Genomic DNA, 12,582 nt, shown 5'->3' on the forward strand with positions numbered 1-12,582 from the left:
GGCGTGCCTATGCAGACCATCAATCTCAAACAATATTATCCATTTTGCAAAGAGGACATTTTTGTGGAGGTGTCCGATGAGATCGTCGAAGCGTTTCTTCTGGACAAGAGAGCCGAGGCCGCCAGAGATCGCAAGATGTTCCGGTATAAGGCGTTTTATTCCCTCGATTGTAACGATGGAATCGAAAATGCCGCCATCGGCTGGGCGCAGCCATCGCCGGAGGATCATCTGATAGAAAAAGAAGAATTAGCCGAATACGAAGAACTGATACGGCGATTGTACGAAGCCATTTCCTCCCTGCCGCCTATGCAGGCTCGCCGTGTCCACGCCCGCTATATGCTGGGTATGAAAGTGAAAGATATTGCCGCAATGGAGGGTATCACACCATCACAGGCGGGAAAATCCATCCATGCCGCACTGCGGAGGCTGCGCCGGTACTTTGCGCGTCAGAAATGGACGGTCAATCTATGAGCGTTTTCAAAGAAAAGAGGTGCATGACATGAACGAAAAAAATACAGCCCAAACCCAAAAAGAAGAACGGGAGGAAGTCCTGAAGGAGATCCGACAGCTTGAAAACCGCAAGAAGATTTTGGAGAACAAGCAACGGAACGAAGAACGCAGGGTTCGCACCCGCCGCCTGATTGAGCGCGGAGCCATTTTGGAGGGTATTTTTCCGCTGGCCTCCAACCTTTCCGGCGCAGAGGTCAAAACATTTCTGATTGCCCTGTCCCATCTTCCGGGGGCTGCGGAATTGACTGCAAACCTGCCAAAATCCGGGGACACGCCATAAGTCCCTTGTTTACAAGGGCGCACTTATACACCGTTGCCGGTGCTGTGCGCCCTGCCGGGGGCGTTGCGTACTTCGTCCGCGATGGGAAGCTACGCTCCCCAAACCCCTTGTGCGCTCTGCGCAGCCAAACACCCGCTTTGCGTTTGTCCGGCTCCACAGAGCCTGCTATCCCCCTCACTGAAAGGAGGTGTTCCCCATAGATTTCTGTCATATCCCCGTCAGTATCATCAAGCGCAGCGCAGGCCGTTCTGCCGTTGCCGCAGCTGCTTACCGCAGCGGAACCAAGCTGACAAATGAATGGGATGGAATGACCCACGACTACACCCGGAAAGGCGGCATTGTCCATGCGGAGATCATGCTGCCTGCCCACGCCCCGCCAGAATTTGCAGACCGTTCTATCCTCTGGAACAGCGTGGAGCAAATCGAGAAAGCAAGGGACAGCCAGCTTGCCCGCGAGATTGAAGCAGCCCTGCCCCGTGAACTGTCCGGCGCACAACAGCTTGCCCTTGTGCGTGCCTATGTGAAGGACAATTTTGTAGACAAAGGAATGTGCGCCGACTTTGCCATCCATGACAAGGGAACCGGCAACCCTCATGTCCATATCATGCTGACGCTCCGGCCTCTGAAAGAAAACGGACAGTGGGGCGCAAAGTGCCGCAAGGCATACGATCTGGACGAGAATGGACAGCGTATCCCGGATGGGAAAGGCGGCTGGAAAAATCATCGGGAGGATACGACCGACTGGAACGATAAAGGAAATGTGGAGATTTGGCGGGCAGCGTGGACAGCCTACACCAACCGGGCGCTGGAATCTGCCGGTAGACCGGAGCGCATTGACCACCGCAGTTACAAGCGGCAGGGCATTGATAAAATTCCCTCTGTCCATCTGGGGCCAGCTGCCAGCCAAATGGAAAAGCGCGGTATCCGCACCGACAAGGGGGAAGTAAACCGACAGATCGTCGCCGACAACAAACTGCTGAAAGAAATTAAAGCCCGCATTACCCGTCTTTATCGCTGGTCGAAAGACGAAGCGGAAAAACCACAAACACAGCAAAGCAGCTTGACTGCTTTGTGGGAGGCCCAGCAGCAGTTGAACACTCCCCGCACCCGCACCGGCAAAATCCGGGCTTTGCAGGAAAGCGCTGCACTATTCAGCTTTTTACAGGCAAACGGCATCCAGTCTATGCAGCAGCTTCATGAAAAAATCGCTGATATGAACAGCCGTTACTATGACCTTCGCGGAAAGATTGTCAAGGCTGAGCGCCGGATCGCCATTCTTACCGAACGCGGGGAGATGTGGGAACAGTACAACCAGTACAAGCCCATCCACAAACAGCTTGCCAAAGTAAAGCCGGAAAAGCGGGAACAGTTTGAGCAGCGCCACAGCCGGGAACTGATCCTGTATGACGCAGCAGCCTGGTATCTGAAAGAACTGAAAGACAGCGGCGAGGGGATCACCCCGAAGGCATGGCAGCGGGAGATCGACCAGCTGACCGCCGGAAAGCAGACGGACACGCTTGCCATGAAATCCATGAGGGAGGATTTGAAAGCAGTGGAACGGCTCCGCAAAACCGCCGAGCAGCTGTCCCGACAGGAAAGGGACAAGTCTCACGACCGTGGGCCGGAGCGGTAAAGGCTACCGCGTTTTGGCGTACCCCTGTCAAGTGTGTCGCGTTTCACGACATACCTTTGCATACAGAAAAACCGCCGTACAGGTTTCCCCATACGGCGGCAGACTGTTTATTTGCCGAACAAGTCGCTGTGTGTGCCGGTGCGGGCCAGCGTCAGCACCAGAACATCATCCTCTATGCGGTAGACAAGCAGCCAGTCCGGGAGAATATGACATTCCCGATGGCCTGCCCAATCGCCGGACAGGTCATGGTCGCGGTTCTTATCCGGCAGCGGTTCGCCCATTGCCAGCAATGCTACGACCTGCTCCAGCAGCTCAATCTTCAAGCCACGCTTTATGGCTCGTTTGTAGTCTTTTTTGAAACTGGTCGTGTACTTGACGGTATATTTGGTTTCTTTCATCTTTTCAGGTCAGCAAACAACTCGTCAAGGTCATTGTAGCCCTTTACAGACGGGTCTTTTGCAATCCTTTCCGCTTCCAGCATGGCAGCAACCGTTTCTTTGTTCGGCTGTTCCAGCCTTACCTCAAAGGGAATGCCGCCTTCACGAAGCGACTGGCGCACAAAGATGTTAAACGCCGTAGTCAGGTTCATGCCAAGTTCAGTAAACAGTGCGTCCGCCTGCGCTTTCAAATCTGCGTCCATGCGGATACTGATGTTTGTGGTATTTCCAGCCATACGATCAACCCCTTTCTGCTGGCAATTATAGTATATGCCATTTGCACGAAGAAAACAATACTTTGCACGAATATTTAACAATAAATTCATTCGAGGAGGTTACACGCTTTATGAAAGAAATCATTTATGAAGAACAACAAGACTGAACCTATCCCTGTCATGGATTACCGCCAGTACCGCAGAGCGCGGAGGCTGGTGCATGAGTGCTGTAACTACATTGACGGAAACTGTATCGCCCTGGACGATGGGGAGGAATGCATCTGTGTCCAGTCCATTTCCTACTCCCTGTTGTGCAGGTGGTTTCGGGCGGCGGTATTGCCGCAGGATAAGGAACTGGAAACGGCGCTGTTCCACCGACTGAATGCTAAGAAATGCGCTGTATGTGGGGCGCTGTTTACCCCCGGTTCTAACAGGGCCAAATATTGCCCGGAATGTGCCGCGCGCATGAAGCGGATCAACGCCGCAAAGCGCAAGCGGAAACAACGGGAGAAATGTCACGCTTTAGGGGCTGAAAAACCCTTGTAAATCAAGGCTTTTTTCGAGGGTGTCAAAGGCAGGCTGATAGATTTATCCTCTGACTCCTAAAATAGCCTTAAAATGCGTACAGAATCCCAAGAGAATCCCCAAGGAGGAACCCTATGTCAGACAATCGAAAATATTATTACCTGAAACTCAAAGAAAACTATTTTGACGATGATTCTATCGTGCTGCTGGAAAGTATGCAGGACGGTGTGCTGTATTCTAACATTCTGCTCAAGCTGTATCTGAAATCGCTGAAACATGGCGGGCGGCTCCAGCTTGACGAGGACATTCCTTACACGGCGCAGATAATCGCCACCATCACCCGCCAGCAGATCGGCACTGTGGAGAGAGCCTTGCAAATCTTTTTGAAGCTGGGTCTTGTGGAAGTGCTGGACAGCGGCACATTCTACATGAGCAACATCGAACTTTTAATCGGCCAGTCCTCTACCGAGGCTGAGCGAAAGCGGGCTGCAAGGCTTCAAAATAAGGCTCTTTCTGCGCTCCGGACAAGTGGCGGACATTTGTCCGACATTCGTCCACCAGAGATAGAGATAGAGTTAGAGAAAGAGATAAAGATAAAGAGAGAGATAGAGAAGGTACGCCCTGAAATGGGGCACCCTTCCCACACCTATGGCCGTTACCAGAATATTTTCCTGACGGATGAAGAACTGGCTGACTTGCAGGCCAGTTTTCCTGCTGTATGGGAACAGTACATCGAAAAACTGTCCGAGTACATGGCTTCTACCGGCAAGCGTTATCAGAGCCATGCAGCGACCATCCGGCGCTGGGCCGGTGAGGACGCTAAAAAAACTGTCACACCCTCACGCAACCGGGATTACAGCGTAAAGGAGGATGAAACTGTATGATTGAGATTACCGCAGAAATCCGGGCGTTCATCGACAAGGCAGCTGCCGGTGTGGAATTGGCTGAGGACGAGTATATAGACTTGTCAGACGGGCTCATTCACTGTAAGAAATGCGGCGGCCAGAGGCAGACCGTTGTGCCATGCTTTGGGAAATCCGGCTACTTTATGCCGCGTTGCATCTGCCAGTGCCAGCGGGAAGCTGAGGAGCAGCGCAAGGCTGCTGAAGAACGGCAGCGCCGTATGGAGCGTATCAAACGCCGAAAGGCACAGGGCTTGCAAGACCGTTATCTGTACGACTACACATTTTCCAATGATAACGGGCAAAACCCATTGATGGACAAGGCTCATGCCTATGTGGAGAACTGGAAAGAGGCATATAAGAGCAATATCGGGCTTTTGCTGTTTGGAGATGTGGGAACCGGCAAGTCTTTTTTCGCCGGATGTATTGCCAACGCTCTACTTGACCAGGATGTGCCGGTGCTGATGACGAACTTTCCCACCATTCTGAACCGCCTGACCGGGATGTTCGCTGAGGACAGGTCGGAGTTTATTGCCAGCTTTGATGAGTATGACTTGCTTATCATTGACGATTTGGGTGTAGAGCGCAGTACCGAATATGCTATGGAGCAGATGTTTTTCGTCATTGACAGCCGCTATCGCAGCCGCAGACCCATGATTATCACAACAAACTTGAAACTGTCCGAGCTGAAAAACCCGCCTGATCTGGCCCACGCCCGTATCTATGACCGTATTTTGGAACGGTGTGCGCCGATCCTCTTTGACGGGAAGAATTTTCGGGAAGAAAATGCCGGTGCTACCCGACAGACAGCAAAAGACATTGTAAACAGTAAGCACGACTGATTTTTTACCGGGCGGCACAGACCCGTTCGGAGAAAGGAGCGCCATGAACAAAGAACCCCGTACTATGCAGGTGGCAGACGCCGTTACTGCGTCCAGAGCGCCGGAAAACACGCCGGCGATGGTAAAGAAAATCGGTAAGACGACCTACAAGGTTCATGTCCATTTCAGCAATACCAGCACAGAAACCATGAGCGATAAAATCAAGCGTATGCTCAAAAATGAAATTCAGCAGATGTGACAGACTGATAAACGAAGCCGCCTTGTGCTAAACTGATGATGGTATGCACCAAAATTTTTGTCAAGGAGGACACAAAAATGCTTTACACAGAAAAAGAGAAACATGAAATTGAGCGAGTAAAGGAAGTCTTTGCGGAACATCTGCGGCAAAGCCCCGATTTTGAACTGCTCTGGTCGGACAAGGTGGGCTATGTCTGGCTGACGATTGGCGTAAATCCGCTTTATGTGGATACCGGTATCAGGATAGAATCAGCCGCCGATCTCTGCGGCAGGTGTTTGGACGATGTTGCTACGGATGTTTTGTATATGACGGGCAACGATCATGCACTGGAAGCAGCCGACCCGCTGGAATTGGCCGAAATCAAGCGGCGCTGGGAGTCATATATCAACCAGTTGCCAGACTATGCGTATCTCTGCAAAGACCTGCTGAACGGAAAAATGTAATCTATCAAACGAGGTGTCAGGAGCCATACAATGCTTCTGGCACCTTTTTTTGTAGATTTTTTGTGAATTTGATTAAAAAGTCCTTGACAATTTGTCTCTGGCAAGACCGCAAAAAGCATACTTATCTCATGCGGCGCGAGGTTAGCCCCATTCGACATTAAGGAGCTGCGGGAGCTTATGGAAACCGACGAAATGGAGCTTGACACCATAGGCGACAGAAAGACCGCCCTTTTCGTCATCATCAGCGACACCGACGACACTTTTAACTTTGTCGTTTCAATCCTTTACACACAGCTATTCAACTTGCTTTGTGACAAGGCAGATGATGAATACGGCGGGCGGCTTCCCGTCCATGTTAGGTGCTTACTTGATGAATTTGCGAATATCGGGCAGATACCAAAGTTTGAAAAGCTCATTGCAACGATACGGAGCCGGGAAATATCCGCGTCAATCATCTTGCAGAGCCAGTCACAGCTAAAAGCCATTTACAAAGACAACGCCGATACCATAGTCGGCAACTGCGACACCACGCTTTTCTTGGGCGGCAAGGAGAAAACCACCCTTAAAGAAATATCGGAAATTTTAGGAAAAGAAACGATAGACAGCTTTAACACGTCCGAAACAAGGGGGCGGGAGCTTTCGCATGGGCTGAACTATCAGAAATTGGGAAAGCAGCTTATGACGGAAGATGAAATTGCAGTCATGGACGGAGGGAAATGTATCTTGCAGCTACGCGGGGTGCGCCCGTTCTTTTCGGACAAATTCGACATAACGAAGCACCCGAAATACAAGTACCTGTCCGACGCAGACCCGAAGAACGCCTTTGACATGGAAAAGCACCTTAAACGCCGCCCCGCCATTGTCAAGCCCGACGAGGTTTTTGACTATTACGAGCTTGACGCGGCAGACTTACAGGAGGACGCAGACCATGAGGAAACGTAGCGCAGAGGAAAAACAAAAGCAGCTTGAACGGTTTTTAATGAATGTTGCGGAAGCCGCCGACGCTGCATTATGGGAGTATTGGCGGGAAAAGGAAGCGGAACACCGCCGTTTTGCAACGGAGTATGTCACGCGCCGGGGGCTTATCCCGCAACAGTGACAGCATGGCAGACCGCCGGGGGACAGGGGAAGCTACACTTCCCCTACGCTGCCTTGCGGCAGCTACCCCTTTGTGAACTTGCGGGAAGCGAACACCTTGCTACGCAAGCTATTCACTTCCCGCAAGTCTGAAAAAAACGTCCGGCAGCACAGCGGAACACAGAAAGGAGCGATTGAAGCAATCACATCTATCCATACCGGCTACATGATACGCGCCCCCACTTTCCGGCGCAGTACACAGCGGCAGGAGCCGCACCCCTTACAACTGAATACCGCCGCGCCGCAGAACTTACGCAGCGCGGGGACAGCCGCCTTTACCAGAGGGCGGTTTTTTGTGCGGCGGCGACCATACGCTGACCGCCTTTTGTCCGCTTGCCGGACAGCCGCAGACGCGGCAGAAAGGATATATTTATGGCATTTTTCAATAGCGCAGTAGACGTTTTGCAGACCCTTGTTGTAGCACTTGGAGCCGGGCTTGGTATCTGGGGCGTAATCAATCTGATGGAGGGCTACGGCAATGACAATCCGGGCGCAAAGAGCCAGGGCATGAAGCAGCTTATGGCGGGCGGCGGCGTTGCCCTTATCGGCATGACCCTTGTACCGCTGCTTTCCGGCTTGTTCGGTTAAGAAGCGCGGGTAAAGGCTTATGCAGAGCATACTTGACGCGATTAACGAATGGATAAAGGAAATCCTCATAGGAGCCATAAACGGTAATCTGTCAACTATGTTCGGGGACGTAAACGAAAAAGTCGGCACTATCGCCGCAGAGGTAGGGCAGACCCCGCAAGGGTGGAACGCAAATATATTCTCCATGATACAGACCCTTAGTGAAAATGTAATCGTACCCATTGCGGGGCTTGTCATTACCTACGTCCTATGCTATGAGCTTATCAGCATGGTAACGGAAAAGAACAATATGCACGACGTTGACACTTCCATGTTCTTCAAGTGGGTGTTCAAGGCGTTTGTGGCAGTCTACCTTGTGACGCACACCTTTGACATTACTATGGCGGTGTTCGATATGGCGCAGCACGTTGTTTCCGGCGCGGCGGGGGTAATCGGCGGCAGCACAGAGATTGATGTTGCCGCCGCCCTTGCTTCCATGCAGAGCGGGCTTGACGCTATGGAAATCCCCGAACTGCTCTTACTTGTCATGGAAACAAGCCTTGTGAGCTTGTGCATGAAAATCATGTCCGTACTGATAACCGTTATCCTCTACGGGCGCATGATAGAAATTTACCTTTACTGTTCGGTATCGCCTATCCCGTTTGCAACTATGACGAACCGGGAATGGGGGCAGATAGGAAACAACTACCTAAAATCCCTGTTCGCTATCGGTTTTCAAGGCTTCCTCATTATGATATGCGTCGGCATTTACGCGGTTCTGGTAAACAACATGATAATAGCGGACAATCTGCACAGCGCGATATTCTCCCTTGCAGCCTATACCGTTATCCTCTGTTTCTCCCTGTTCAAATCCGGCGCACTGGCGAAGTCGATATTCTCCGCGCATTAGCGGCGTGTCAAGGGCAGGGTGGAGATTTTCAGAGCGAAGCGGCGAAAATACGACCCGACCTTGACGCGGATAACCCCCATATAATACGGGCGGGCAAAGGGCATAGATTGACCTTTGCCTTGATTACCCTTATGGAAAATTACAGCAACACCAAACCCAGAGAAAGGAGGTTTTCACTTGGCGTATGTACCCGTACCCAAAGACTTATCCAAAGTCAAGACAAAAGTAGCTTTCAACCTTACCAAACGGCAGATTGTATGTTTTGCGGCGGCTCTCCTGTTCGGCTTGCCGCTTTTCTTTCTGCTCAAAGACAGCACAGGCACAAGCCTTGCGTCTATGGCTATGATTGCCGTCATGCTGCCCTGTTTCCTCTTTGCCATGTATGAGAAGCATGGACAGCCCCTTGAAGTGGTGGTGAAGAACATCATACGGACAAAATTCATAGCCCCCAAAGAACGACCATACAGGACAGACAACTTTTATTCCGTCTTAGAACGGCAGAGAAAACTTGAAAAGGAGGTATCAGCGATTGCAAAAGGAAACACGAAGAAACAGCGCGGCGGGAAGCACAAAGCCTAACCCGCCCCGCAAGCTCACCCGCGCCGAGAAAAAGCAGATTGCGGAAATCATCAGACAGGCAAAGGGCGACGGGAAAGCCCACACCGCGCAGCAGACAATCCCCTATATCCAGATGTACCCGGACGGTATCTGCAAGGTTACGGGACGGAAATACTCAAAGACCGTCGCCTTTGAAGATATTAACTATCAGCTTGCACAGGCAGACGACAAGACCGCCATTTTTGAGAACTGGTGCGACTTCCTCAACTACTTTGACGCTTCCGTTTCGGTGCAGCTTTCTTTCATCAATCAAGGGACGCAGCGCGGCGAAGCGGAAAAGGCGGTCAATATCCCGGCACAGGAGGACGCTTTCAATTCTATCCGCACAGAATACCGGGATATGCTGAAAAACCAGCTTGCAAAGGGCAACAACGGGCTTGTCAAAGCAAAATATATCACCTTTGCCATTGAAGCCGACAGTCTGGGCGCGGCGAAATCCCGCCTTGCCCGTATCGAAACGGACGTACTCAACAACTTTAAGCTCTTGGGCGTGTCTGCCCGCCCCATGACAGGCTATGAACGCCTTAAAATGCTGCATGGCATTTTCCACCCGGAGGGCGGGCAGTTTGCCTTTGATTTTTCATGGCTTGCCCCGTCCGGGCTTTCCACAAAGGACTTTATCGCCCCGTCCTCTTTCCGTTTTGGCGAGGGGCGTTATTTCCGCATGGGGCGCAAAATCGGCGCGGTTTCATTCCTTGAAATCCTTGCGCCGGAATTAAACGACCGTATCTTATCTGACATTCTGGACTTGGAAACGGGCGTTATCGTCAATCTGCATATCCACAGTATCGACCAGACCGAAGCCATAAAGACAATCAAGCGCAAGATTACCGACCTTGACAAAATGAAAATCGAGGAACAGAAGAAAGCGGTACGCAGCGGCTATGACATGGATATTATACCGTCCGACCTTGCCACTTTCGGCAGCGAAGCGAAGAATCTCTTACAGGACTTGCAGAGCCGGAATGAAAGAATGTTCCTCTTGACGTTCCTTGTGGTGAACATGGCGGACACGAAGCGGAAACTGGAAAATGACGTATTCGCGGCGGCGGGCATTGCACAGAAGAACAACTGCGCCTTAACCCGCCTTGACTACCAACAGGAAGCGGGGCTTATGTCCTCTGTACCGCTTGGGGAGAACCTTATCCCCATTCAAAGAGGGCTTACCACGTCAAGCACCGCTATCTTTATCCCCTTTATCACACAGGAGCTTTTCCAGACGGGCGCGGCTTTGTACTACGGCTTAAACGCCCTTAGTAACAACATGATACTCTGCGACCGCAAGCAGCTAAAGAACCCCAACGGCTTAATCTTGGGTACGCCGGGAAGCGGGAAATCCTTTGCCGCCAAACGGGAAATGACAAACGCTTTCCTCATTACCGACGACGACATAATTATCTGCGACCCGGAAGCAGAGTATTTTTCCCTTGTGCAGCGGCTTGACGGGCAAGTGATACGCTTATCCCCTACGGGCAAGGGCATTGACGGGAAGCCCCAGTATGTGAACCCTATGGATATTAACCTCAATTACAGCGAGGACGACAGCCCCCTTGCGCTGAAATCCGACTTTATCCTCTCCCTCTGCGAGCTTGTCATAGGCGGCAAGGAGGGCTTGCAGCCCGTCGATAAGACCGTCATTGACCGCGCCGTTAGGAACGTGTACCGCCCTTTCCTTGCAGACCCCGACCCGGAGAAAATGCCTATCTTGGGCGACCTCTACAACGAGCTTTTGAAGCAGCCGGAGCCGGAAGCGGCGCGTATTGCGGCGGCGTTGGAGCTGTATGTTTCCGGGAGCCTTAACGTATTCAACCACCGTACCAACGTGGAGCTGAACAACCGCCTTGTCTGCTTTGACATCAAGCAGCTTGGGAAGCAGCTCAAAAAGTTAGGTATGCTCATTGTGCAGGACCAGGTATGGAACCGCGTCACCGTCAACCGGGCAGAAAGGAAATCCACCCGGTATTTTATGGACGAATTTCATCTTCTCTTGAAAGAGGAACAGACCGCCGCCTATTCCGTTGAAATCTGGAAGCGTTTCAGAAAATGGGGCGGCATACCCACAGCCATTACGCAGAATGTCAAGGATTTGCTTGCTTCCCGCGAAGTGGAGAATATCTTTGAAAACTCTGATTTTGTCCTCATGCTCAATCAGGCGGCGGGCGACCGGGCTATCCTTGCGAAGCAGCTCAACATCTCCCCGCAGCAGATGAAATATGTCACCCACACCGAAGCGGGCGAGGGGCTTATCTTCTACGGGAACGTGGTGCTGCCCTTTGTAGACCGCTTCCCGAAAGACACCGAGCTTTACCGGGTAATGACGACGAAGCCGGAGGAAGTGGGCGAAGCATGAACGGGCTGAAAACTGACACCATCATCAACCGGGACGCGCTCTATGCCTTGCGGGAGCTTCCAGAGGAAAGCGTACACTGTTGCGTCACAAGCCCGCCCTACTATGCGCTTAGGGATTATGGGCTTGATATGCAGATTGGGCGGGAGGACACGCCGGAGCAGTACATTGACAGGCTGACCGAGGTTTTCCGCGAGCTGCGCCGGGTACTGCGTTCTGACGGTACGCTCTGGCTGAATATCGCGGACACCTACTGCGGCACAGGGAACAAGGGCTACCATGCAGACCCGAAGAACCCGAAAGGCAGAAACGGACAGCAGATTGCAAAAAACAACCGCGTTTCCGGCTGCAAACAAAAGGACTTAATCGGTATCCCTTGGCTTTTAGCTTTTGCCCTACGCGCTGACGGGTGGTATTTACGGAGCGACATTATCTGGCAGAAAGAAAACCCCATGCCGGAGAGCGTGAAAGACCGCCCTACCCGCTGCTATGAACATATCTTTCTGCTTACGAAGTCAAAGAAATATTTCTATGACGCAGCCGCCATAGCCGAGCCGTTAGCCCCCACAACGGCGGCGCGGTACCGCACCGGGCGCAGCGCGGGACAGAAATATGCGGACGAAGTACCCGGACAGGGGAAAGTACAGGGGCTTAACCGGGCGAGAAGCGGCAGCTACTACGACGAAGCCCTCATGCCGACCATGCGGAACAGGCGGGACGTGTGGCTTATCAATACCGTACCCTACAAGGGCGGGCATTTCGCCGCGTTCCCGCCAAAACTTGCCGAAACCTGTATCAAGGCGGGCTGTCCGAAAGGCGGCGTTGTGCTTGACCCCTTTTTCGGCAGCGGCACGACGGGAGCAGCCGCAAGGCAGCTTGACAGGCATTATATAGGCATTGAGATAAACGCCGAGTATTGCGCCCTTGCAAGGGCGCGGATTGGAGGGACAGAAAAATAAAACAGTATCGAGCGCGTGA

At 52.1% G+C, this 12,582-nt stretch carries 16 protein-coding genes and 1 pseudogene; 15 read left to right on the top strand and 2 right to left on the bottom strand.

Annotated elements, in window-relative coordinates; all coding sequences use genetic code 11:
- Positions 1-9 precede the first annotated feature (9 nt).
- The 3 genes from HMPREF0980_RS09295 (at position 10) to mobQ (ending at position 2,423) form a co-directional block, all read left to right on the top strand.
- A complete protein-coding gene (locus tag HMPREF0980_RS09295) occupies positions 10-471 on the top strand; it encodes an RNA polymerase sigma factor (RefSeq protein ID WP_008791597.1) in 462 nt (153 codons plus the stop codon).
- 28 nt (positions 472-499) lie between these two features.
- Entirely contained in the window at positions 500-790 is a 291-nt protein-coding gene (locus tag HMPREF0980_RS09300; RefSeq protein ID WP_008791598.1) for a DUF3847 domain-containing protein, read from the top strand.
- Positions 791-977: 187 nt separating this feature from the next.
- Positions 978-2,423 (top strand): MobQ family relaxase, encoded by a 1,446-nt coding sequence (gene mobQ, locus HMPREF0980_RS09305; protein ID WP_008978041.1) that lies wholly within the window; start codon positions 978-980, stop codon positions 2,421-2,423.
- 107 nt (positions 2,424-2,530) lie between these two features.
- Here mobQ and HMPREF0980_RS09310 read toward each other — a convergent pair whose 3' ends face one another.
- Both HMPREF0980_RS09310 and HMPREF0980_RS09315 read right to left on the bottom strand, forming a co-directional pair.
- Positions 2,531-2,821: a type II toxin-antitoxin system YafQ family toxin gene (locus tag HMPREF0980_RS09310; protein WP_002596328.1), complete on the bottom strand. Its 291-nt coding sequence runs from the start codon at positions 2,819-2,821 to the stop codon at positions 2,531-2,533.
- Positions 2,818-3,096 carry a type II toxin-antitoxin system RelB/DinJ family antitoxin gene (locus HMPREF0980_RS09315; protein ID WP_005924829.1) on the bottom strand — a complete coding sequence of 93 codons (279 nt, stop codon included), beginning with the start codon at positions 3,094-3,096 and terminating at the stop codon, positions 2,818-2,820. The genes HMPREF0980_RS09310 and HMPREF0980_RS09315 overlap by 4 nt, the downstream gene beginning before the upstream one ends.
- A 126-nt stretch (positions 3,097-3,222) precedes the next feature.
- Here HMPREF0980_RS09315 and HMPREF0980_RS09320 point away from each other — a divergent pair, with 126 nt between their 5' ends.
- From HMPREF0980_RS09320 to HMPREF0980_RS09370, 12 genes and pseudogenes are all read left to right on the top strand, one after another.
- Positions 3,223-3,621, top strand: a complete 399-nt coding sequence (locus HMPREF0980_RS09320) for a cysteine-rich VLP domain-containing protein (protein WP_007860226.1) — start codon at positions 3,223-3,225, stop codon at positions 3,619-3,621.
- Between the two features lie 113 nt (positions 3,622-3,734).
- Positions 3,735-4,484, top strand: a complete 750-nt coding sequence (locus HMPREF0980_RS09325) for a phage replisome organizer N-terminal domain-containing protein (RefSeq protein ID WP_007860225.1) — start codon at positions 3,735-3,737, stop codon at positions 4,482-4,484.
- On the top strand, positions 4,481-5,344 hold the full coding sequence (locus tag HMPREF0980_RS09330) for an ATP-binding protein (protein WP_007860224.1): 864 nt from the start codon (positions 4,481-4,483) through the stop codon (positions 5,342-5,344). The genes HMPREF0980_RS09325 and HMPREF0980_RS09330 overlap by 4 nt, the downstream gene beginning before the upstream one ends.
- Before the next feature lie 64 nt (positions 5,345-5,408).
- Positions 5,409-5,582: a transposon-encoded TnpW family protein gene (locus HMPREF0980_RS09335; RefSeq protein WP_008978040.1), complete on the top strand. Its 174-nt coding sequence runs from the start codon at positions 5,409-5,411 to the stop codon at positions 5,580-5,582.
- A 77-nt stretch (positions 5,583-5,659) separates the two neighbouring features.
- A complete protein-coding gene (locus tag HMPREF0980_RS09340; protein WP_007860222.1) occupies positions 5,660-6,025 on the top strand; it encodes a hypothetical protein in 366 nt (121 codons plus the stop codon).
- Between the two features lie 96 nt (positions 6,026-6,121).
- A pseudogene (locus HMPREF0980_RS09345) lies at positions 6,122-6,967 on the top strand (VirD4-like conjugal transfer protein, CD1115 family); the annotation flags it as partial.
- Entirely contained in the window at positions 6,954-7,124 is a 171-nt protein-coding gene (locus HMPREF0980_RS19125; protein ID WP_002569167.1) for a hypothetical protein, read from the top strand. The pseudogene HMPREF0980_RS09345 and the gene HMPREF0980_RS19125, both read left to right, overlap by 14 nt.
- Positions 7,125-7,534: 410 nt before the next feature.
- Entirely contained in the window at positions 7,535-7,750 is a 216-nt protein-coding gene (locus tag HMPREF0980_RS09350; RefSeq protein WP_002569168.1) for a Maff2 family mobile element protein, read from the top strand.
- A gap of 19 nt (positions 7,751-7,769) precedes the next feature.
- The gene (locus HMPREF0980_RS09355) at positions 7,770-8,639 is read left to right on the top strand and encodes a VirB6/TrbL-like conjugal transfer protein, CD1112 family (RefSeq protein WP_002584320.1); all 870 of its coding nucleotides are present in this window, start codon (positions 7,770-7,772) and stop codon (positions 8,637-8,639) included.
- 177 nt (positions 8,640-8,816) lie between these two features.
- Positions 8,817-9,218, top strand: a complete 402-nt coding sequence (locus HMPREF0980_RS09360) for a PrgI family protein (protein WP_007037042.1) — start codon at positions 8,817-8,819, stop codon at positions 9,216-9,218.
- Positions 9,169-11,607: a VirB4-like conjugal transfer ATPase, CD1110 family gene (locus HMPREF0980_RS09365; protein WP_006876011.1), complete on the top strand. Its 2,439-nt coding sequence runs from the start codon at positions 9,169-9,171 to the stop codon at positions 11,605-11,607. The genes HMPREF0980_RS09360 and HMPREF0980_RS09365 overlap by 50 nt, the downstream gene beginning before the upstream one ends.
- Entirely contained in the window at positions 11,604-12,563 is a 960-nt protein-coding gene (locus tag HMPREF0980_RS09370) for a DNA-methyltransferase (RefSeq protein WP_006876012.1), read from the top strand. The genes HMPREF0980_RS09365 and HMPREF0980_RS09370 overlap by 4 nt, the downstream gene beginning before the upstream one ends.
- The last annotated feature ends 19 nt before the right edge of the window (positions 12,564-12,582 follow it).

The organism is Dorea sp. D27 (assembly GCF_001185345.1).
In the GTDB taxonomy this organism is placed as follows: domain Bacteria; phylum Bacillota; class Clostridia; order Lachnospirales; family Lachnospiraceae; genus Extibacter.